Raw genomic sequence first — 21,652 nt, 5'->3', positions numbered from 1 at the left:
CGATGCGCTATCTCCCTTTGAGTGAACACGACCGTGGCGAGATGCTCGCTGCGGTCGGGGTTCCCGACGTGGGCGCCCTGTTCGTCGATGTGCCCGAGGCCGCGCGCCTGTCCGGGCCCATCGCCGGGCTGCCCGGCCACGCCAGCGAAATGGCTGTCGAACGCCACATGGCCCGCCTTTCGGCGCAGAGCCTGACGGCGGGCGAGGTACCCTTTTTCCTCGGCGCCGGGGCCTATCGCCACCATGTTCCCGCCTCGGTTGACCACCTGATCCAGCGCGGCGAATTCCTCACCGCCTATACCCCCTACCAGCCCGAAATCGCGCAAGGCACGCTTCAGGTTCTCTTCGAGTTCCAGACGCAGGTCGCGCGCCTGTTCGGAACCGACGTGGCCAATGCCTCGCTCTACGACGGTTCGACCGCGTGCTGGGAAGCCATCGCCATGGCCGGGCGCATCACGCGGCGCAACCGCGCGGTGCTCTCGGGCGGGCTGCACCCCCACTATGTCGGCACGGCGCAGACGATGGCGCGCTTCACCGGCGACCGTCTGGTCACGGCCTTGCCGACGCTGGGCGCCCATGCCGATGAAGACGCGCTGATCGCGGCCATCGACGGGGAAACCTCGTGTGTTCTCGTCCAGTACCCGGACGTTTTGGGCCGCGTGCCCGATCTGGCCCGCGTGGCGGCTGCCGCGCAGGCCAAGGGCGCGCTGCTGGTGGCGGTCGTGACCGAGCCGGTCGCGCTCGGCCTCATCGAAAGCCCCGGTGCGCTGGGCGCGGACATCGTTGTGGGCGAGGGCCAGTCGCTGGGCGTCGGCCTGCAATTCGGCGGGCCCTATCTGGGCCTGTTCGGCTGCCGCGAAAAGTACGTGCGCCAGATGCCCGGTCGCCTTTGCGGTGAAACCGTCGATGCCGATGGCCAGCGTTCGTTCGTGCTGACCCTTTCGACCCGCGAGCAGCACATCCGGCGCGAGAAGGCCACCAGCAATATTTGCACCAATTCAGGTCTTTGTGCGCTGGCCTTCAGCATTCACATGAGCCTTCTGGGCGGTGAAGGCCTGGCCCGCATGGCCCGCGCCAGCCACTTGCGCGCGGTCCAGACGGCGCAGGCCCTGGCCCGGGTGCCCGGCGTGGCCCTCGTCAACGAGACCTATGTCAACGAGTTCGCGGTGACCCTGCCGCGCCCGGCGGCCGATGTCGTCGAGGCGCTGGCGCAGCGCCGCGTTCTGGGCGGTGTCGCGCTTTCGCGCCTGCTGCCCGGCGCGAGCGACCTCGCCAACGTCCTGCTGGTCGCCACCAGCGAACTGACCACCGACGAGGATATCGCCACCCTTGTCGCCACGCTTGGGGAGGTGCTGGCATGACCGCTCTCAATCCTTCGGGCTGGCGCCCGGAAATGGGTGATGCCGCTTGCGCACCCGAAGGCGCGGGCGCGACCTTCACCGGCAATCGCGCGCTGCACCTCGAAGAGCCGCTGCTCTTTGAAATTGGCCGCGCCGACCATTGCGGCGTCGATTTCGACGAGGTGGCCGGTTCGCCGCTGGCCGGGCTGGCCCTGCGCGCGGCCCCGGTTGATCTGCCGGGCCTGAGCGAACCGGAAGCGGTGCGCCACTACACGCGCCTGTCGCGCCAGAACTATGCCATCGACCTTGGCCTGTTCCCGCTCGGCAGCTGCACGATGAAGCACAACCCGCGCCTCGATGAAAAGGTCGCGCGGATGCCCGGCTTTGCTGATGTTCACCCGCTCGCGCCCGAAGGCACGGTGCAGGGCGCGCTCAAGGTCATCGACGAACTGGCCCACTGGCTGGTCGAACTGACCGGCATGGCTTCGGTCGCGATGACGCCCAAGGCGGGCGCCCATGGCGAACTGTGCGGCCTTCTGGCGATCCGCGCCGCGCTCGACGCGCGCGGGGACAAGCGCGAGGTCATCCTCGTGCCCGAAAGCGCCCATGGCACCAACCCGGCCACGGCCGCCTTCGCGGGCTTCAAGGTCGAGGCCATTCCGGCAACGGCTGCGGGCCGCGTCGATACCGCCGCACTGATCGCCCGTCTCGGCCCGAACGTGGCCGGGGTGATGATCACCAACCCCAATACGTGCGGCTTGTTCGAGAGCGATCTCAAGACCATTGCCGACGCGGTCCATGCGGCGGGCGGCTATGTCTATTGCGACGGCGCCAACTTCAACGCCATCGTCGGGCGGGTTCGCCCCGGCGATTTGGGCGTCGACGCGATGCACATCAACCTGCACAAGACCTTCTCGACGCCGCATGGCGGGGGCGGGCCGGGTGCAGGGCCGGTGGTCCTGTCGGAAGCGCTGGCGCCGTTCGCGCCGCTGCCTTTCGTCAAGCCGGGCACCGATGGCGTGCTTCACCTGATCGAGGAAGCGCAAGGGGCCGAGCAGGCACCGGGCGCTTTTGGCCGGATGTGCGCGTTCCATGGCCAGATGGGCATGTTCACCCGCGCGCTGGCCTATATCCTGAGCCACGGGGCCGATGGTCTGGCCCAGGCCTCGGGCGATGCGGTGCTCAACGCCAACTACGTGTTGCGCCGTCTCGAACACGTCCTTCACGCGCCGTTTGGCGCGACGGGGCCGTGCATGCACGAGGCGCTGTTCAGCGATGATGGCTTTGCCGAAGGGTTTTCGACGCTCGACCTCGCCAAGGGGCTGATCGACGAGGGCTTCCACCCGATGACGGTCTATTTCCCGCTCGTCGTCCATGGCGCGATGCTGGTGGAACCGACCGAGACGGAGAGCAAGGCCGGGCTCGACCAGTTCATCGCCGCGATGGAAAGTCTGGGCCAGCGGGCCCGCGCCGGGGATGCCGCGCTCAAGAGCGCGCCGCACTTCGCCCCGCGTCGCCGTGTCGATGAAACCCGCGCCGCGCGCAAGCCGCGTCTGATCTGGACGCCGACCGAAGGCTGACCGGCCTTTTCGGCAGGCGCATAAAAAACGCCGCGATACCACTGGTATCGCGGCGTTTTTTGTTACGCGATCAGTCCGCTCAGTGGATCGCGTCCGAACCGGCCTGGCCGATCGACTGGATGTCGCGGCCAGCACCCTTGACGGTGTTGCAGGCCGCCGTTGCGAGCAGCAGGCCGCCCATGGTCATGGCGAGGATGATCTTGCGGGTCATGGTCTGTGTCCTCATGAAATTATGGCTTGGGGCCAGCCGCATTGCCGCAAGCCCCCGAACGCAGCCTTAACGCGCATGGACATGGCCGGTTCCAGCCTGCCACGGGCATATTGCTTCGCGCTCAAGAGCAGGCCATGGGGGCGCGATGACGGGGTGGTGGCAGATGATCGACTGGAACGGGCCGTGGCAGGCCTTGGCGGCCTGCGGGGGCGGGTTGCTGGTCCTCGCCGTGGCGGCGCTGCTGGCCGAGCGACGGCGCCATGCCCGCCACGATCTCGACCGCGTGGGCTGCATGCCCTGGACGATGATCTACGTCCTGAGCTTTTTCATGGGGATCATGCTGGTGGGGACGGCCCTGAAGACCGCTCTCCACTGACAGTGGCAAGGGCAGGTGAAAGCGTTGCGCGAGGCCGGTTTCATTTCCTGTCATTCCCGCGCAGGCGGGAATCCAGATTCCACGCTTTGCTTGCGTGCTCGCCCTCCGGAACTGGATCCCCGCCTGCGCGGGGATGACGAATGAAATCCTTATTTTTCTGCCAGAACGAAGACACTGCCTAGAGGCAGGCTTCGAGGAAGGCCTGATCGAACCCGAACTGACGCGCCTTTTCAAGGGTATAGGGGCGCAGGCCGGAAGGGCGGAATTCGCCGATGATCTTGCCCTCTTCGGTCTCGTCGAGATATTCGAACTTGAAGAGTTCCTGCGTGACGATCACGTCGCCTTCCATGCCGATCACTTCGGTGATGTTGGTCGTCCGGCGCGACCCGTCGCGCAGGCGCTTGACCTGCACGATGAGATCGACCGATTCGGCGATCTGGCGGCTGATCGCTTCCTTGGGGATCTTGATGTCGCCCATCAGGATCATGTTTTCCATACGCCCCAGGCATTCGCGCGGGGAGTTGGCGTGAAGCGTACACATCGAGCCATCGTGGCCGGTGTTCATCGCGGCCAGCAGGTCGAAGCATTCCGCGCCACGGATTTCGCCCAGGATGATGCGGTCGGGTCGCATGCGCAGGGCGTTCTTCACGAGGTCGCCGATGGTGATCGCGCCCTGTCCTTCGAGGTTGGGCGGGCGGGTTTCGAGCGGGAGCCAGTGCGGCTGTTGCAGGCGCAGTTCGGCCGCGTCCTCGATGGTCAGCACGCGCTCGCCCGGATCGATCATCTTGGAAAGGGCATTGAGCATCGTCGTCTTGCCCGAGCCCGTACCGCCCGAGATCACGATGTTCATCCGGCAGGCCCCGGCGATTTTCAGGGCCGTACACATCTTGTCGCTCATCGATCCGAAATCGCGCAGCATGTCGAGCGTGATCGGCTTTTCGGAGAATTTGCGGATCGAGATCGCCGTGCCGCGCAAGGAGAGCGGGGGCACGATGACGTTGACGCGGCTGCCGTCCTTGAGGCGGGCGTCGGCCAGCGGGGTCGTCTGGTCGACACGGCGGCCGACCTGGTTGACGATGCGCTGGGCGATCTGGAACAGGTGGCTCTCGTCGCGGAAGCGGATCGGGGCGAGCTGGAGCTTGCCCTTCTTTTCGATGTAGGTCTGCTCCGGGCCATTGACCATGATGTCCGAGACATCGGGGTCGTTGAGCAGCTCTTCGAGCGGGCCGAAGCCGAGAAGCTCGTCGATCAGCACCTTTTCGAGCGCGAACTGCTCGCGCCGGTTGAGGGTGACCTTCAGCTCGGCCAGCACTTCCATGATGATCGGGCGGAATTCTTCCGACAGTTCATCCTTGGTGAGCGTGGCGGCGGCTTCGGGGTCGACGCGTTCGAGCAGGCGGGGGAGCACCTGTTCCTTGATCTTGTGGACCGAGGCCTCGAAACCTTCGGCATGGTAGGTGTTGTCGACCACGGAATTGACGCGTTCAGCCAGACGCGAGAGCGCATCGCCGTTGCGGCTCGTGAACGGGTCATCGCTCGGGGCAGAAAAGGCGCCGGGATCGGACGCGGGCGGGGGAGCGGCAGGTTCGCCAGCCTTCATCGGACGTGCAACGCCGAACGAAGGGCGGGTGGCACTTGCCCCGCCAATACCTGTCTTCCGGCCAAAAGCGCTCATGCGTCTTTCCCTGTATGCTCTACCCCGATGGCGTCCTCAAGGTGGTTAGGCCTGTCGGGGTGTTCTCGCTGGCGTCAATAAGCCGTAAACCTTCAGGATTCCCTAAAAACGCGCAGGAACGGAGTGGGGCGTGTGACTTTTGAAGGCGAAAGCGGGACGCAAGGCGCTGTACCGTGCTGGTTATGCTGCCGTCCGCTCGGACAGCGGTGCGAGTGGCACCATCCGGTGCCCAAAAGCCGGGGCGGGCGTGATGTCGTCCCCCTGCATCCGATCTGCCATCGCACGATCCATGCCTGTTTCGACAATGCGCGACTGGCGCGGATCGGGGCGGACAGGGCCAGGCTGGTCGAAGATCCCGCGCTCGCCCGGTTCGTGGCGTGGATCGCAAGCAAGCCGCCCGATTTCCATGCCCGGACGGCGTCGCGGATTTCATTGCGGTCAAGGACCCGGCGCTAGCCCGAGGGAAGGCGTGGCGCCGGGCGTCCTGATCAGATGCGGGCCGCGAACAGATAGCCTTCGCCGCGCACGGTGCGGATCAGCGCGCCGCCGCCGTGGCGCACGAGCTTGGCACGCAGGCGCGAAACGGCCACGTCGATGGCGCGGTCGAAGGCTTCGGCTTCGTCGCCATGAACCAGCTTGAGCAGCGCTTCGCGGCTGACGACCTGCCCGGCATGGCCGGCAAGGGCGTGGAGCAGCTTGAATTCGCCGCTGGTCAGGTCGACATCGCGCCCGGCAGCATCGCGAACGACGTAGAACGTGGGGTCGAGCACCCAGCCGGCGAAGCTGAGCACCGGGGTGGCGGCCACGCGCACGCTGGCAGCATTGCTGCGGCGCAGCACGACGCGCAGGCGGGCGAGCAGTTCACGCGGGTTGAACGGCTTGGCCATGTAGTCGTCGGCGCCCAGTTCGAGGCCGACGATGCGGTCGATGTCGCTGGCGACCGCCGAGAGCAGCATGACCGGCGGGGTGCCGGGCTGTTCGGCCATCTCGCGCAGCAGGGCCAGCGAGTCTTCGCTGCGGGCCATCGCATCGAGGATCACCGCGTCGATCGGCTCGTGGTGGATCAGCTGGCGCAGTTCCTGGCCATTGGCCACGGAAATGACGTGCATGCCCTGGCCTTCGAGATATTCGCGCAGCAGATCGCGGGTCTGCTGGTCTTCATCGAGCAGCGCGATGCGCGCGTCGTGGGTCCGGCGCGTCGAGGGCTCGAAGCCGGTGGCAGGGGTGTTGGCGGGGGCGGGGGGCGCCACCGGTCCGTCGGTACGGCCAAAGCGCATGGCACCAGCCGGGTTCGGGCGAAGTTCGGGGTGAGCAAGGGGCATTCGGTCAGGTCCGTCGTTGGGAGGGGAGGGATGAGGGACACCCCTTCAACGGGGCGGTGGGCAAATCCCTTCGCGACAAATTTCTTTTCTTTGCTGCGAGCGCTAAGAAGCCTTTCGGGATGTATCGAACCTGAATGCAATCGATTGTTGTCAGCGCCATTCTGATATGCCATGGAAGAATCTGCTCGAAAAAGGGCATGAAGGGCCGGTGAGCCCGAGGGGAGAGCGTGATGGACAGTGCCCGCAATGTGGCATCAGGAGAGGCGGTGGGCAGCGTATCGTGCCCCGCGGAAGGCACCGCGCGGCCGCATCTTTCGCTGGGCCGCATTCTCGAAATGAATCTCGGTTTCCTGGGGCTGCAATTCAGCTTCGGCCTGCAACAGGGCAACATGGGGCCGATCTACAGCTATCTGGGCGCCAACGAGGCGCAACTGCCGCTGCTCTGGCTGGCCGGGCCGATGACCGGGCTGCTGGTCCAGCCGCTGATCGGCGCGCTGTCGGACCGGACGGACGGGCGCTGGGGGCGGCGCACGCCCTATTTCCTTGTCGGGGCGGTGCTTTGCGCGCTCGGGCTGATGGCGATGCCGCTCTCGTCCTCGTTGCTGATGGCCACCTCGCTGCTCTGGCTGCTCGATGCGGGCAACAACATCACGATGGAGCCCTATCGCGCCTATGTGTCCGACCGTCTGGCCCCGGCGCAGCGGCAGGTCGGCTTTCTCGCGCAGAGCGCGTTTACCGGCCTTGCCCAGATGCTGGCGTTCCTTACCCCGTCGCTGCTGGTGGCGCTGGGGATGAACCGGGACTGGGTCGATGCCCATGGCATTCCCTATACCGTGCGGGTGGTGTTCATGGTCGGGGCGGCGCTGTCGCTGGTGACCATCGTGTGGTCGGTGCGCCGCGTGCCCGAACTGCCGCTGACACCCGCCGAGCGTGCGCGGATCGCCGCGGCCCCCCGCGGGCTGGGGGCGGCCCTTGCCGAAATCGTCGATGCGATTGCCACGATGCCCGCCGCCATGCGCAAGCTCGGGCTGATGAGCCTGTTCCAGTGGTCGGGGATGTGGGGCTACTGGCTCTATGTGACGTATGCGATCGGGCGGGGGGTCTATCACACCGCCGATCCGCACAGTTCGGCGTTTCACAGCGCGGTCCTGACCAATGGCGAGATCGCGGCGTTCTACAATGGCGTGGCCTTCGTCGCGGCCTTTGCCATGGTGCCGCTGGTGCGCCGGATCGGGCCGGGGCCGCTCCATGCGCTGTGCCTGCTGGCGGGCGGCCTTGGCATGCTGGCGCTGCCCCATGTGACCGACAAGGCCTGGCTGTTCGTTCCCGCCGTCGGCGTCGGGCTGGCCTGGGGGAGCATCATGGGCAACCCTTATGCGATCCTGTCGAGTTCGATCCCGCCCGAGCGCACCGGGGTCTACATGGGCATCTTCAACATGATGATCGTGATCCCGATGGTGCTCTTTGCGCTGGTGACCAGCGAGCTGGACCTGGGCTTCCTGCATCTTGGACTGGGCCTCTACGAGCGCGCGCTCGGCGGCGATCCGGGCCGGATGCTTTCGGCCTGTGGCGCGAGCCTCGTTCTGGCGGCCCTGAGCGTGCTGTGGGTGCGCGAGGGGCGGCCGTCTTCCTCTCCGGCGCTCTGACGCGTCCCTTTTTACTTCACGAGGTCTGCATGACTGCCGATTTCACGCCTGCTTCGCCGACTCTGTCGATGCAAACGATTGTTTCCCGCATGCCCTCGCGCTGGGAGCCTCATGGCTATGACCCCGTGCCCGAAATCCCGCTGGTGACGGCGGCCGATGTCGTGCCGATCCTGCCGGGGTTCGACGTGTGGGACTGCTGGCCGCTGGCGCACGAGGACGGGCGCACGGTCGTTCACGAGGGGCGCACCTGGTGGTTCTTCCTGAGCGCGCCCTGCTTCGATGATCCGCACGAGCGCCACGATGTCGCGCGCATCCGCCTGCTCTCGCAAGGCGCGACGGGGGATTGGCGGGATCATGGCAATGCCCTGCCCGACGGGCTCAGCCCCGGCACGCGTGAATGGGCGGGGAGCGCGGTCCTGATGGACGACGGGGTTTCCGTCTGCCTGTTCTACACCGTGGCCGGGCGGCGTGGCGGGGTCTTTTCCTACGAGCAGCGCCTGTTCGAAGTGCCGGGGCGGATGGGCGCACAGGGGCCGGGGCACTGGGGCACGCCGCGCGAGATCGTGGTGGCCGACGGGATGCGCTATGTCGCCGACCGGCAGGAGATCGCCAACCCCGTGCCCGGCTCGATCAAGGCCTTCCGCGATCCGGCGTGGTTTCGTGATCCGGCGACCGGCCTTGCCCATATCGTCTTTACCGGCAGCGCGGCCTGGACGCAGGACAGCCACAACGGCCTTGTCGGCCTTGCCACGAAAACGCCGCAAGGCTGGGTGCTCGATGATCCGCTGGTCGAGGCGATCGGCACCAACAACGAGATGGAGCGCCCCTGCGTGGTCCTGCGCGACGGGCTCTATTACCTGTTCTGGTCGACCCAGCGGCATACGTTTGCCCCCGGTGCGCTGGCCGGGCCCAACGGGCTCTATGGCATGGTGGCGCCGGCCCTGACCGGCCCGTGGCGCGCGCTCAATGGGGGCGGACTGGTCGCGCCCAACCCGGCGGGCGAGGCGGGGCAGACCTATAGCTGGTGGGTGACCGGCGAGGGCGCGGTGTGGAGCTTCATCGACTATTGGGGCATGAAAGGGCGCGGGCTGGCCGACCATCCCGAATTGCGGCGCGCGCAGTTCGGCGGGGCGCCCGCGCCGGTGTTCCAGCTGGCCTTCGATGGTGACCGGGTGAGTATCGTCCAATAACAAAATTTTGATGAAATAGGGGCTTGCGGCCCCTCTTTCAGGCGCTTTCGCGGATGACCAGTTCGGGCGGCATCACGCACGAAGGCGTATCGACCCCGGCGATGCGCTGCATCAGGAGGTCGACCATGGCGCGCGCGCCGCTCGCGATGTCCTGCCGGATCGTGGTCAGGCGCGGGACGGTCTGCGTGGCGAGGGGCACATCGTCGAAGCCGGTCACCGCGATGTCGACCGGCACGCGCACGCCGCGCTCGTGGAGCAGGCGCAAGGTGGTCATCGCAATCACGTCGGACGCGCAGACGATCCCGTCGAAACCCGAGCCCATTTTTTCGAGGTGGGCGGCGACCTGCTCGGGGATTTCGTCGTTCGAAAGATGGGTGGGGAAGGCGGCGATGCGGTAGCTGCCGCCGCCCTTCGTCACTGCATCGCGCGCGCCGTGGAGGCGGTCGGCGATTTCTGGCGCCCCGGTATCGCCGAAGAAGGCGAGGTGGTGCATGCCCTGGTCCATCAGGCGCTGGGCAGCCAGGCGCCCGCCCTCGCGGTTGTCGGTGCCCACCGTGCAGTGGATCTGGCCGGGGCGGTGGCTGCCCCAGACGACGAGCGGGCGATAGCGTTCGGCCACGCGCTCGATGGCTTCCATCTGGTTGGACTGGCCGATCACCAGCGCGCCGTCGAGCATGCCGGAATCGACGATGCGGTCGAGCCATTCATCGTCGCCGGGGATCACGCGGCTGAGCATCAGGTCGTGCCCGCTTTCGGTCAGGGCATCGGCGAGGTGGCCAAACAGGGTCATGAAGAAGGGGTCGGAAATGTGCTGGCGCCGCTCGTGCCCGAGCGGGATCACCACGCCGATCACCCCGGTGCGCTGGGTGCGCAGGCGCCGCGCCATCTGGTTGGGGCGAAAGCCATGTTCGCGCGCGATGGTCTGGATGCGCTCGCGGGTCTCGGCGTTGACCAGGCTCTTGCCGGCCAGTGCGCGCGACACCGTCCCGGCTGAAACGCCAGCCATGCGTGCCAGCTCCGCAATGTTGCGGATGCGCGGCTTGTTTCCCTCTCTCGTGCTCTTGTCGGCTGCCGTGTCGGTCATGCTTTTGCTTGTAGCCTCAGGGCCTGTGAAAGCAAGGGCATGGCAGCGTTCCTTAAAGGCCCGTTTGCTTTTCGGAAAGGGATGGCGTGCTGCAATCTCCCGGTGCCACACGGCTTGCGAGTACAGGTATTATGCAATCCTTTGCATAAGGCGAAAAACGGCGTTGCAAACGATTGCATCGGTGTCTATCACAAAATATATCGATTCCCGCAGAACGATGCGGGGACATGTCATGGGAGAGTACCTGCATGAAGCCTTTCGCTCATCTTGCGAGCGCGTCGCTTGTCGCGCTGGCCGGAGCCCTCTTCGCCACCCCGATCCATGCCCAGGATGCCGCACAAGCTCCGGCATCGGCCACGGATGCGGCACCGGATGCGGGCGCGCCGGGTGACAGTGTGGCCGACATCGGCCCGATCGTGGTGACGGCGGCGGCCAGCGGCAAATCGGCGCGGCTCTCCTCGATTTCCGTCTCGCAGATCAACCAGGATGCGGTGATCGCCTTCACCCCGCGCTCGCAGGCCGAAGTCCTGCGCACGATCCCCGGCCTCAATGTGCAGGATACCGCAGGGCCGGGCGGCAACTCGAACATCGGCGTGCGCGGGATTCCGGTCTCGACGGGCGGTTCGGAATATGTCGGCCTTCAGGAAGACGGCCTGCCGGTGACGCTGTTTGGCGACATCATGTTCGGCAACAACGACTACTGGGTGCGCTTCGACAACAATGTCGACCGGGTCGAGGCGGTGCGCGGCGGTTCGGCCTCGACCTTTTCGAGCCAGGCGCCGGGCGCGGTGATCAACTATGTCTCGAAGACCGGCGAGCATGACGGCGGCCAGATCGGCGTTTCGCAGGCGATCAACTATCGCGAAACGCGCGTCGATTTCGATTATGGCGGCCATCTCTCGGACAGCGTGCGCTTCCACGTCGGGGGCTATGCCATCGACGGCAACGGCCCCACGCACCTGCCCTACAAGGCCCAGAGCGGCTATCAGATCAAGGGCAACATCACCAAGGAACTGGCTGATGGAAAGGGCTATATCCGCCTCAATTTCAAGCGCCTGGACGACAAGGAGCCGACCTTTACCTCGATGCCCAGCCTGGTAACGGTTGATGGCAACAAGGTCACCGGTTTCTCGACGTTCGACGGGGTGAACGCGCGCCGCTATGCGTCGAGCGGGCTCTACAACCAGACCTTCCGCGTGCTCGATGCCGATGGCCAGCTGCGCACGGTGCCCATGGAAGGCATCCACCCGGTCGTGACTTCGGTCGGCGGCGAATTCCATTATGAATTCTCGCGTGCCTTCACCGTGACCGACAAGGCGCGCTGGACGGCGATGCGCGGCACGTTTGCCAACCAGTGGACCGGCGAGGCCACCACCGGTTCGGTCGCTGGCGACGGCACCTTGCGCTATGCGACCGGGCCCAACCAGGGCGAGATCTATGGCGGGCGCTTCGTCAGCAACGGTGCGCAGGCCTATGTCACCATGCGCGACGTGGGCAGCTTCGTGAACGACCTGACGCTCAACGGAAAGTTCGAGCTGGGCAACACCGCGAAGATCAATGCCCATGCCGGCTGGTTCCACATGCGCCAGACGATCGACATGGACTGGCGCATCAACAACATGACGCAAACGCTTGACAGTTCTGGCAATCCTGTTCCGCTCGACTTGTTCGATGCGGCGGGCAACCAGCTTGGGGCGATGGGTGTCAACGGGCTCAACACCCAGTGGGGCGCGTGCTGTGGCGGGCGGTCCTATGCGGTGACCTATACCAACGACGCGCTCTACGGGCAGCTCGAAGGGCAGATCGGGCGCCTCAACCTCGACGCGAGTGTGCGCTATGATACCGTCAAGGCGGGCGGGGTGGCCTATGCCAATGAGCAGGTCGCCAATGTCACGCTGAGCGATGCGCTCGGTTCGGCTTCGGTCCCGGCCTACAACACCAGTGCGACCCCGGCCAATGTGCTCAATTATGCCAAGGGCTATGTCAGCTGGTCGTTCGGGGCGCTCTACGAGGTGAGCCCGAGCACCAGCGTGTTCGTCCGGGTGAGCCGGGGCGGGCGTTTCAACGCCGACCGCCTGCTCTACAACAACGCCAACTTCACCGCCGATGGCAAGCTGACGGCGGGCGGCAGCCATCTTTCGCTCAACTATGTCACCCAGCAGGAACTGGGGATCAAGCAGCGCGGCGGCCTTCTGGGCGGGCGCTATCATGCCGAAGTCACGCTCTACCGTGCGCAAGTCAAGGAGAGCAACTACGACTTCACGGCGCCCTCGCGCGGGGAAAATCCTTTCATCGACGCCATCTATCATTCCTATGGCGTCGAGGCATCGGGCGGGGTGGCGGCCGGGCGCTTCTCGCTCGATGGCTATGTCGTCTACACCCATTCGCGCAACGCGGGCACCGGGGCAACGCCGGTGGCCATGCCCGACTGGACCTGGCTGGCCTCGCCCAGCTATGACGCCGGGATCGCCGCGTTCGGGCTTTCGGCGAGCGGGCAGTCGAACTTCCAGATCGCCGGGGGCTATCGCGTGCGGGGCAGCACGTTCCTCAACGGGTATGTGAAGGTGCGTCCGCTCGATGGGCTCGAAGTGAGCTTCAATGTCAACAACCTGCTCAACACGCTGGGCTATCGCGCCAACAACGGTTCGCTGACCGTTGCTCCGGGCAGCGCCGGGCTGGCGGCCAACCAGGCGATCCTCGACAATTCGGCCATGCTCGGCCGGACGATGACCGCTTCGGTCCGCTATCGCTTCTGACGCACTGACCATGTGCTCAAAAAAGGCCCCGGAAGCAGATGCTTCCGGGGCCTTTTTGATGTTTCCCCTTATCGGGGGAGCGCCTGATTATTGGGGGAGGGTCTGGCAGGCCAGCGCAATGGCCCCGGTGATCCCGGCATCGTCGCCAAGGCCGGGGGTGACGATGTAGGTTTCGAGGCCTGCGTCGAGCCGGGGATGGCGGACATAGCCGGCGAGGCGGGCCTGCGTCTGGCGGCGGACCGATTCCACGAGGCCGGGCGCCTTCATCACCCCGCCCCCGAAGATCAGGCGGTCGGGCATGTGGAGCAGGACGAGGCTTGTCGCCAGATGGGCGATATAGCCGCCGATGAGGTCGATGGCGGATGGATCGTCGGCCAGCTGGTCGAGGCTCTTGCCCCAGCGCTTCTCAATGGCCGGGCCCGAGGTCAGCCCTTCGAGGCAATCGCCATGGAACGGGCAGTTGCCGGGGAAGGGGTCGGTCGCATGGTCGTGCGGGCAGGGGATGTGGCCGCTCTCGAAGTGCGAAATGCCCATCAGCGAACGCCCGTCGCGCACCACGCCGGTGCCGATACCCGTGCCGATGGTGGTATAGGCCAGCGTGCGGCAGTGCGATCCGTCCTTTTCGCGCCCGGCGCCCTTCATCCATTCGCCAAGGCAGGCGCCGTTGACATCGGTATCGACGACGATGGGGGCGCCGAACGAGGCCAGCACGTCATGAAAGCGCGCGCCCTGCCAGCCCGGCTTGGGGGTGGTGGTGAAGGTGCCATAGGCGGGCGAGGCCGGGTCGATGTCGATCGGGCCGAAGCTGGCGACGCCAAAGGCGCTGGCCTTGCCGTGCTGCTCCTGCGCGGCGCCAAAGAAGGCGGCGAGCGCGGGAAAGCAGGTTTCGGGCGTTTCGGTCGGGATGCGGGCGCGGGCGAGCACTTCGCCTTGCGCGGTGGCCAGGGCCGCGATGAACTTGGTGCCACCGGCCTCGATGGCGCCGACCAGCGGGGCGCTGGATAAGGGGGTTTGGGTCATATGTCTCTCCCATCCTTGTTTTTGCACGATTTTTATGGGTATGCCCCGGAGCCCGTCAGGGGTGGTGCATGGGGGTATGCAATCGGTTTCAGGCGTATTTTCTGGCGGCGTGGGCGCGGTGGGTCAACCTCTTTGCAGACGAATTACCTGTGGCAAACAACTGGCTGTTTTTCCGTGTTTTGATGGCTGTTTCGACGGACAGGGCGCAGAGGCTTGCAAAAGGGGAAGGCGGGCCTGAAAATTGGGGGCGGTCTTGCATACTTATGCAGCGTGCATCGCGCGCAATCCCGCTCTAGGGCTGCTCGCCGACGGGGCCGCATTGCGGTCTTGCGCGTTGATGATACGTGAAACAACAGAACTTGAGGAGAATCCGGGATGGCCGACGGCAGTTGTTCTGCGCTTTTGCTTTTCGGCGCGACCGGCGATCTTTCGCGCCGGATGCTCTTGCCCTCGCTCTATGCCCTGCACGAGGATGGCCTGATCGCGCCGGGTCTGCGCTTTGTCGGGACCGCGCGCTCGGCGCATGACGATGCCGAATTCCGCGAATTTGCCCGGCTGGCGCTCGACGAGTTCCTGCCCGCCGACCGCAAGGACGAGACCAAGCTTGCCAGTTTCCTCGACCGCCTCGAATACCAGACGCTCGATGCCTCGGACATCGACGGCTTTGCCGCGCTCGCCGACAAGCTGGGCGATACGAGCGGCGGGCTCTCGATTTTCCTGTCGACCGCGCCCGCGCTGTTCGAGCCGACCATTGAAGGCCTGCGCCGCGCGGGGCTGGCCCATGCCAATGTGCGGATCGGCCTTGAAAAGCCGCTGGGCAACGATCTGGCGTCGAGCCGCCGCATCAACGACGCGGTGGCAGCCGGTTTTGCCGAGAACCAGATTTTCCGCATCGACCACTATCTGGGCAAGGAAACCGTCCAGAACCTGATGGCGCTGCGCTTTGCCAACATGATGTTCGAGCCGCTGTGGAACGCGGGCAATATCGACCATGTGCAGATCACGGTCAGCGAGACGGTCGGCCTCGAAGGGCGCAAGGGCTTCTACGACGATACCGGCGCGCTGCGCGACATGGTGCAGAACCACATGCTCCAGCTTCTCGCGCTCACCGCGATGGAGCCGCCGCGCGATTTCGACGCGACCTCGATCCGCGACGAGAAGGTCAAGGTCCTGCGCGCGCTGCGCCCCGTGGCTGCCGAGGAGATGGTGCGCGGGCAATATCGCTCGGGCGCGGTCAGGGCCGAGAGCGTGGCCGGCTATGTCGAGGATCTGGGCCAGCCTTCGGACACCGAGACGTTCGTGGCGATCAAGGCCCATATCGAGAACTGGCGCTGGCAGGGGGTGCCCTTCTATCTGCGCACCGGCAAGCGTCTGGGCGAGCGTCGCTCGGAAATCGTCGTGCAGTTCAAGCAGGTGCCGCACAACATCTTTGCCGAACGCGGCGCTAGGCTGCGCGCCAACCGGCTGGTGATCCGCCTCCAGCCCGAGGAATACGTGCGCCTTCAGGTCATGGCCAAGGAACCCGGCCTCGACCGCGGCGGGGTGGTCCTGCGCGAGGTGAACCTCGATCTTTCGCTCACCACCGCCTTTGCCAAGGCGCGCCGCCGCATCGCCTATGAACGCCTGCTGCTTGACCTGATCGAGGGCGAGCAGACGCTGTTCGTGCGCCGCGACGAGGTCGAGGCGCAGTGGAAGTGGATCGATGCGATCCGTGCCGTCTGGGCGCGCGACGATCTGGAATGCAAGCCCTATGCCGCCGGAAGCTGGGGCCCCAATGCCGCGATTGCGCTGACCGAACGCGACGGGAGAAGCTGGAATGACTGAGCCTGCTGTCATCGCGACGGCCAATCCGCGCGTGCGCTGGGCGCAGCCGGGCGATGCGGCGGCGGTGGCCGACCGGATCGCCGCCGAACTGGCCAAGCCGGGCCCCAGGCGGCTGGCGATGACCGGCGGATCGACCCCGCTCAAGGTCTTTGCCCTGCTCAAGACGCGGGGGCTGGACTGGCGCGGCACGACCCTGGCCCTGACCGACGACCGCCGCGTGCCCGACGACCATCCGGCGAGCAATTTCGGCAAGCTTTTTGCGGCCTTGGGTGACAGCGGTGCCAGTTTCGAGCGGCTGGAAGAAGGCGCGAGCGTGGCCCCGTTCGATCTCGTGTGGCTGGGCATGGGCGAGGATGGCCATGTCGCCTCGCTGTTCCCGACGATGCAGGCGCTGGTCCGTCCCGGCGCCACGGTGATCGCCACGACGCCGGTCCCCTTGCCGCCCGAAGCCCCGTTCGACCGCCTGACGCTGACCGCGCGGGCCCTGAAAGCGACGCGGGAGATCATCCTTGTCGTGACAGGAGCCGCGAAGAAGGCTTTGATCGAGGACGTTCTTTCGGGCAACGCCGATTACCCGGTTTCCGAATTCCTGCGCGGCGCCGATGGCCCGCCGGTTACCATCTACTGGAGCGAATGATGGCCCTTCATCCCACTCTCGCCAAGGTCACCGACCGTATCGTTGCGCGCAGCCGCGACACCCGCGCGGCCTATCTCGCCCTGATCGACCGCGCCCGCGAGGCCGGGGTCAACCGGCCCACGCTCTCGTGCGGCAATCTGGCCCACGGCTTTGCCGCCTCGGGCGAGGACAAGGCCGCGCTGCGCGGGGGCAAGGCCCTCAACATCGGCATCGTCACCGCCTACAACGACATGCTTTCCGCGCACCAGCCCTATGGCCGCTATCCCGAGCAGATCAAGCTCTTCGCCCGCGAAGTGGGCGCCACCGCGCAAGTGGCGGGCGGGGTTCCGGCGATGTGCGACGGGGTCACGCAAGGGCAGGATTCGATGGAGCTGTCGCTGTTCAGCCGCGACACCATCGCGATGAGCACCGCCGTTGGCCTGTCGCACGGGATGTTCGAGGCCGCGCTGTTCCTGGGCATCTGCGACAAGATCGTGCCCGGCCTGATCATCGGGGGCCTGCGCTTTGGCCACCTGCCCACGATCCTCGTCCCCTCGGGCCCGATGCCCACCGGCCTTGCCAACAAGGAAAAGGTGCGCATCCGCCAGCTCTATGCCGAAGGCAAGGTGGGCCGCGAGGAACTGCTCGAATCCGAGAGCGCCAGCTATCATGGGCCGGGCACCTGCACGTTCTATGGCACGGCCAATTCGAACCAGATGATGATGGAGATGATGGGGCTGCACATGCCCGGCTCCAGCTTCGTCCTGCCCGGCACGAAGCTGCGTCAGGAACTGACCCGCGCGGCCGTGCATCGCGTGGCGCAGATCGGCTGGGATGGCGACGATTATCGCCCGCTGGGCCATTGCGTCGATGAAAAGGCGATCATCAATGCGGTCGTCGGCCTGCTCGCCACGGGCGGTTCGACCAACCATGTGATCCACATTCCGGCCATGGCCCGTGCGGCGGGCGTCCAGATCGACTGGGACGACATGGACGAGCTTTCGCGCGTGGTGCCGCTGATCGCCAGTGTCTATCCCAATGGCGCGGGCGACGTGAACTATTTCCACGCGGCGGGCGGCATGCCCTATGTGATCCGCGAACTGCTCGACAATGGCCTGGCCCATGGCGACATCATGACCGTCTATGGCACCTCGCTGGCGCAGGGCGCGCAGGAGCCGGTGATGGATGGCGACACGCTGACCTGGAACCCGGCGCCGACGACCAGCGTCGACGAAAGCATGTTGCGCCCGGTCACCGCGCCGTTCCAGCCTGAAGGGGGCCTGCGCCTGCTTCAGGGCAATCTTGGTCGCGGGACGATCAAGGTGAGCGCGGTCGATCCCTCGCGCTGGACGATCGAGGCGCCCGCGCGCGTGTTCGACGACCAGAACGATGTGCTCAAGGCCTTCAAGGCGGGCGAACTGGAGAAGGATGTCGTCGTCGTCGTCCGCTTCCAGGGCCCGGCGGCCAACGGCATGCCCGAACTCCACAAGCTGACCCCGCCGCTCGGCGTGCTTCAGGATCGCGGCTTCCGCGTTGCGCTGGTGACCGACGGGCGCATGTCGGGCGCTTCGGGCAAAGTGCCTGCGGCCATCCACGTCTCGCCCGAGGCGCGCAAGGGCGGCCCGCTCGCCCGTCTGCGCGATGGCGACGTGGTGCGCGTCTGCGCGCAGAGCGGACAGCTTGAAGTGCTGGTGAGCGAGGCCGAATGGGCCGCGCGCGAGGACGCCCCGGCCCCGGTCGAGGCGATGGGCGTCGGGCGCGAGCTTTTCGCGCTGATGCGCCACCATTCCGACCCTGCCGAACGCGGCGGCTCGGCCATGCTGGCTGCTGCCGGGCTTTGACCCCCTGCGGCACGATTTGGGAGAGAGATTGATGGAACTCGTTACCGTCGACATCGGCGGAACCCACGCGCGTTTTGCCCTTGCCGAAGTGGCGGGCGGGCGCGTCGTGCATCTGGGCGAGGCGGTCACGCTCAAGACCGCCGAGCATGCCAGCCTGCAACTCGCCTGGCAGGAATTTCGCCGCCAGAACGGGGGAAGCCTGCCCACGTCCTGTGCCATCGCGGTGGCCGGGCCCGTGGGGGGCGAGGTGATCAAGTTCACCAACAACCCGTGGATCATTCGCCCCGCGCTGATCCCCGAGCGGCTGGGATGCGACGAATATGTCGTCGTCAACGATTTTGCCGCTGTCGCCCATGCCGTGGCGCAGGCAGGCCCTGAGCATTTCCTGCACCTGTCGGGCCCCGATACGCCGCTGCCCGACGAGGGCGTGCTCAGCATCGTCGGGCCGGGCACCGGGCTGGGGGTGGCCCAGCTCTGGCGCCATGGCGCGGGCTATCAGGTCCAGCCGACCGAGGGCGGGCATGTCGACTATGCGCCGCTCGACGGGATCGAGGATGCGATCCTTTCCCGCCTGCGCAAGCGCCATCGCCGGGTTTCGGTCGAGCGTGTGGTGGCCGGGCCGGGCATCGTCGACATCTACGAGACGCTGGCCGCCATCGAGGGCGCGCCGTTCATTCCGCGCGATGACAAGGCGATCTGGACGCTGGGCACCAATGGCGAGGATGGCCTTGCCGCGGCGGCCATCGACCGCTTCTGCCTGTCGCTGGGCAGCGTGGCGGGCGATCTGGCGCTGGCCCATGGCGCCTGCGGGGTGGTCATGGCCGGCGGGCTGGGCCTGCGCATCAAGGATACGCTCGTGCGCTCGGGCTTTGCCGAACGGTTTCGCGCCAAGGGGCGGTTCGAGCAGATCATGGCCCAGATGCCGGTCAAGCTGATCACCCATCCCCAGCCGGGCCTGTTTGGCGCGGCGGCAGCCTTTGCGCAGGCGCATCGCGACTGATCGGAGGGGCCCCTTTCCGCCAGGGCTTGCCCGGGCGGAAAGGGCAGCGCATGATGGGGCATGCATCTTGTTCACGACCCCGCCGCCCCCGCTCAGGACACCATCGGTTTCGATGATTTCCTCAAGGTCGACATTCGCATCGGCACGGTGATCACCGCCGAGGAACTGGTCGGCGCGCGCAAGCCTTCGATCCGGCTGCTGATCGATTTCGGGCCGGGGATCGGCCAGAAGAAGAGCTGCGCGCAAGTGGCCGCGCTCTATGACCCGGCGGGGCTCGTCGGGCGGCAGATTGCCGCGGTCGTCAATTTCCCGCCCCGACAGGTGGGCAAGGCGATGTCCGAGGTCTTGACGCTCGGGTTTGCCGATGCGCAGGACCGCGTGGTTCTGGCCATGCCCGAGCGGCCCGTGCCCGACGGGACGCGGTTGTTCTAGGATGGCTTTGCGCGGCGCCCCGGATCTGTTCCGGGGCACCGCGTCTAGGCTCAGGCGGCCAGTTCGCTGTCGAGGAAGGCGGCGATGTCGGCCAGGTCGACATCCCTGGCCAGGAACGTCTGGCCGATCCCGCGCATGAGCAGGAAGGGCAGGGTGCCCGCGTCCATCTTCTTGTCGTGGAGCATGTGGTTCTTGAGGCGCTCGCCGTCGCACGAAAGGCCCAGCGCCTTGAGCGAGGCGGGCAGGCCCACCGCGCCGATATGGGCACTGATGCGCCCTGCGTCCTGCCCGCTCATCAGGCCCAGACGCGCCGAATAGCGCGCGGCCAGCACCATGCCCAGTGCCACGCCCTCGCCATGGAGCAGGCGCGCGCCAAAGCCGGTTTCGGCTTCCAGCGCATGGCCGAACGTGTGCCCGAGGTTGAGCAGCGCGCGCGTGCCGGTGGTTTCCTTCTCGTCCTGCGCCACGATCCGCGCCTTGGCCGCGACGGAGCGGGCAATCGCGGTCTCGCGCGCGGCAGGGTCGCCCGCCAGCAGGCTTTGCGCGTTGGCCTCGCACCATTCGAAGAAGGCGGGGTCGTCGATCAGGCCATACTTGACCACTTCGGCATAGCCCGCGCGCACATCGCGCAAGGGCAGCGTGTCGAGGCTGGAAGGATCGGCCAGCACGAGGCTGGGCTGGTGGAATGCACCGACCAGGTTCTTGCCCATGGGCGTGTTGATCGCGGTCTTGCCGCCCACGCTGGAATCGACCTGGGCGAGGAGCGTGGTGGGCATCTGGATGAAGCCGCAGCCGCGCTTGACCATCGAGGCGGCAAACCCGGTGAGGTCGCCGATCACCCCGCCACCCAGCGCGATCACGTTGTCCTTGCGCTCGACTTCCTGACCCAGCAGGAAATCGACGACGCGCGCGAGGCTCTCCCAGCTCTTGGTGCCTTCGCCGGCGGGCAGCACGAGCCATTCGCTTGCGATTCCCGCCTGCGCCAGCCCGGCGGTGACCGTCTCGCGCCAGGCGGCGGCAACGTGTTCGTCGGTGACCACCGGCACGCTGGCCTTGCGCACGAAGGGGCGGCAATGGGCGCCCGCACGGGCCAGCACGCCCGGCTCGATCACCACGTCATAGGGGGCGCCGGCAATGGCGACGGGAATTACAGCCATGCGTCAATCGCTTTCAGGATGCGGCCTGCGGTCACCGTGTGGGGCTGGTTGCCGCTGGTGATGTGGATGGCGGCCTGCTGGTAGAACGGGCGGCGTTCCTCGCGCAGGCGCGTGAGGATCTCACGCGGGTTGCCGCCGCGCAGGAGGGGGCGGTTGTCCTTGCGGCCCACGCGTTCGACGAGGGTGTCGATGTCGCTGTCGAGCCAGACCGAAATCGCCTTGTCGAGGATCAGCGCGCGGGTGTCGGGATCGACGAAGGCGCCCCCGCCGGTAGCCAGAACCTTGCGCTTGCGCGGCGCATCGGGATTTTCATGGCCCAGCAGGCGGGCGATGACCCGGCGTTCGCCGCTGCGGAAATGGGGTTCGCCATAGGCGGCGAAGATTTCCGGGATCGGCATCTGTGCGGCGCGTTCGATTTCCTCGTCGGCATCGACGAAGGGCACGTCGAGCATCGCGGCCAGCTTGCGGCCTACGGTCGTCTTGCCCACGCCCATCATGCCGACCAATACCACGGGCCGGTCGATGCGGCGGGCGATCCGGGCGATTTCCGCCGAGGTCAGGAGAGAGCTTTCGTGGTCCATT

19 protein-coding genes are annotated in these 21,652 nt (G+C 66.5%); 12 read left to right on the top strand and 7 right to left on the bottom strand.

The features are described 5' to 3' along the window. Positions 1-2 precede the first annotated feature (2 nt). Positions 3-1,361, top strand: coding sequence for an aminomethyl-transferring glycine dehydrogenase subunit GcvPA (gene gcvPA / locus SBI20_RS04390; protein ID WP_317973901.1), 1,359 nt, complete (start codon positions 3-5; stop codon positions 1,359-1,361). Continuing rightward, positions 1,358-2,920 carry an aminomethyl-transferring glycine dehydrogenase subunit GcvPB gene (gene gcvPB, locus SBI20_RS04385; protein WP_317973900.1) on the top strand — a complete coding sequence of 521 codons (1,563 nt, stop codon included), beginning with the start codon at positions 1,358-1,360 and terminating at the stop codon, positions 2,918-2,920. Before gcvPA ends, gcvPB begins: the two co-directional genes overlap by 4 nt. A gap of 79 nt (positions 2,921-2,999) precedes the next feature. On the opposite strand, the gene SBI20_RS04380 is transcribed toward gcvPB, so the two are convergent. Further along, positions 3,000-3,131 (bottom strand): entericidin A/B family lipoprotein, encoded by a 132-nt coding sequence (locus SBI20_RS04380; protein ID WP_317973899.1) that lies wholly within the window; start codon positions 3,129-3,131, stop codon positions 3,000-3,002. 145 nt (positions 3,132-3,276) lie between these two features. On the opposite strand from SBI20_RS04380, the gene SBI20_RS04375 reads away from it, so the two are divergent. Then, the gene (locus SBI20_RS04375) at positions 3,277-3,507 is read left to right on the top strand and encodes a hypothetical protein (protein ID WP_317973898.1); all 231 of its coding nucleotides are present in this window, start codon (positions 3,277-3,279) and stop codon (positions 3,505-3,507) included. Positions 3,508-3,685: 178 nt separating this feature from the next. Here the strand turns inward: SBI20_RS04375 and SBI20_RS04370 are convergent, their stop codons facing one another. Then, entirely contained in the window at positions 3,686-5,182 is a 1,497-nt protein-coding gene (locus tag SBI20_RS04370; protein WP_317973897.1) for a CpaF family protein, read from the bottom strand. A 132-nt stretch (positions 5,183-5,314) separates the two neighbouring features. Here SBI20_RS04370 and SBI20_RS04365 point away from each other — a divergent pair, with 132 nt between their 5' ends. Further along, positions 5,315-5,638, top strand: a complete 324-nt coding sequence (locus SBI20_RS04365; RefSeq protein ID WP_317973896.1) for an HNH endonuclease — start codon at positions 5,315-5,317, stop codon at positions 5,636-5,638. Positions 5,639-5,670: 32 nt separating this feature from the next. Here the strand turns inward: SBI20_RS04365 and SBI20_RS04360 are convergent, their stop codons facing one another. Then, positions 5,671-6,504 (bottom strand): response regulator transcription factor, encoded by an 834-nt coding sequence (locus SBI20_RS04360; protein ID WP_317973895.1) that lies wholly within the window; start codon positions 6,502-6,504, stop codon positions 5,671-5,673. A gap of 335 nt (positions 6,505-6,839) precedes the next feature. On the opposite strand from SBI20_RS04360, the gene SBI20_RS04355 reads away from it, so the two are divergent. Together SBI20_RS04355 and SBI20_RS04350 are read left to right on the top strand one after the other, a co-directional pair. Continuing rightward, positions 6,840-8,150 (top strand): MFS transporter, encoded by a 1,311-nt coding sequence (locus tag SBI20_RS04355; protein WP_317976034.1) that lies wholly within the window; start codon positions 6,840-6,842, stop codon positions 8,148-8,150. Positions 8,151-8,239: 89 nt separating this feature from the next. Next, positions 8,240-9,340 carry a glycoside hydrolase family 68 protein gene (locus tag SBI20_RS04350; RefSeq protein ID WP_317973894.1) on the top strand — a complete coding sequence of 367 codons (1,101 nt, stop codon included), beginning with the start codon at positions 8,240-8,242 and terminating at the stop codon, positions 9,338-9,340. Positions 9,341-9,377: 37 nt separating this feature from the next. Here the strand turns inward: SBI20_RS04350 and SBI20_RS04345 are convergent, their stop codons facing one another. Further along, positions 9,378-10,424, bottom strand: a complete 1,047-nt coding sequence (locus SBI20_RS04345) for a LacI family DNA-binding transcriptional regulator (protein ID WP_317973893.1) — start codon at positions 10,422-10,424, stop codon at positions 9,378-9,380. A 248-nt stretch (positions 10,425-10,672) separates the two neighbouring features. Here SBI20_RS04345 and SBI20_RS04340 point away from each other — a divergent pair, with 248 nt between their 5' ends. Then, a complete protein-coding gene (locus SBI20_RS04340; protein WP_317973892.1) occupies positions 10,673-13,180 on the top strand; it encodes a TonB-dependent receptor in 2,508 nt (835 codons plus the stop codon). An 87-nt stretch (positions 13,181-13,267) separates the two neighbouring features. Here the strand turns inward: SBI20_RS04340 and SBI20_RS04335 are convergent, their stop codons facing one another. Then, on the bottom strand, positions 13,268-14,200 hold the full coding sequence (locus tag SBI20_RS04335; protein WP_317973891.1) for an ROK family protein: 933 nt from the start codon (positions 14,198-14,200) through the stop codon (positions 13,268-13,270). Between the two features lie 375 nt (positions 14,201-14,575). On the opposite strand from SBI20_RS04335, the gene zwf reads away from it, so the two are divergent. From zwf to SBI20_RS04310, 5 genes are read left to right on the top strand one after another with little or no spacing between them, the layout of a single operon-like run. Continuing rightward, positions 14,576-16,024, top strand: coding sequence for a glucose-6-phosphate dehydrogenase (gene zwf / locus SBI20_RS04330; protein ID WP_317973890.1), 1,449 nt, complete (start codon positions 14,576-14,578; stop codon positions 16,022-16,024). After that, the gene (locus tag SBI20_RS04325) at positions 16,017-16,661 is read left to right on the top strand and encodes a 6-phosphogluconolactonase (RefSeq protein WP_317973889.1); all 645 of its coding nucleotides are present in this window, start codon (positions 16,017-16,019) and stop codon (positions 16,659-16,661) included. The genes zwf and SBI20_RS04325 overlap by 8 nt, the downstream gene beginning before the upstream one ends. Next, on the top strand, positions 16,658-18,481 hold the full coding sequence (edd, locus tag SBI20_RS04320; protein ID WP_317973888.1) for a phosphogluconate dehydratase: 1,824 nt from the start codon (positions 16,658-16,660) through the stop codon (positions 18,479-18,481). Before SBI20_RS04325 ends, edd begins: the two co-directional genes overlap by 4 nt. Positions 18,482-18,512: 31 nt before the next feature. Continuing rightward, positions 18,513-19,481, top strand: coding sequence for a glucokinase (locus tag SBI20_RS04315; protein WP_317973887.1), 969 nt, complete (start codon positions 18,513-18,515; stop codon positions 19,479-19,481). Between the two features lie 60 nt (positions 19,482-19,541). Next, positions 19,542-19,913: a tRNA-binding protein gene (locus tag SBI20_RS04310; RefSeq protein ID WP_317973886.1), complete on the top strand. Its 372-nt coding sequence runs from the start codon at positions 19,542-19,544 to the stop codon at positions 19,911-19,913. A 50-nt stretch (positions 19,914-19,963) separates the two neighbouring features. Here the strand turns inward: SBI20_RS04310 and aroB are convergent, their stop codons facing one another. Beyond that, on the bottom strand, positions 19,964-21,070 hold the full coding sequence (gene aroB / locus SBI20_RS04305; RefSeq protein WP_317973885.1) for a 3-dehydroquinate synthase: 1,107 nt from the start codon (positions 21,068-21,070) through the stop codon (positions 19,964-19,966). Continuing rightward, positions 21,061-21,651: a shikimate kinase gene (locus SBI20_RS04300; RefSeq protein ID WP_317973884.1), complete on the bottom strand. Its 591-nt coding sequence runs from the start codon at positions 21,649-21,651 to the stop codon at positions 21,061-21,063. The genes aroB and SBI20_RS04300 overlap by 10 nt, the downstream gene beginning before the upstream one ends. Between the last annotated feature and the right edge of the window lies 1 nt (position 21,652).

Source organism: Novosphingobium sp. IK01, from assembly GCF_033242265.1.
GTDB lineage: Bacteria > Pseudomonadota > Alphaproteobacteria > Sphingomonadales > Sphingomonadaceae > Novosphingobium > Novosphingobium pituita.
This window is presented reverse-complemented; position numbering and strand designations above follow the sequence as displayed.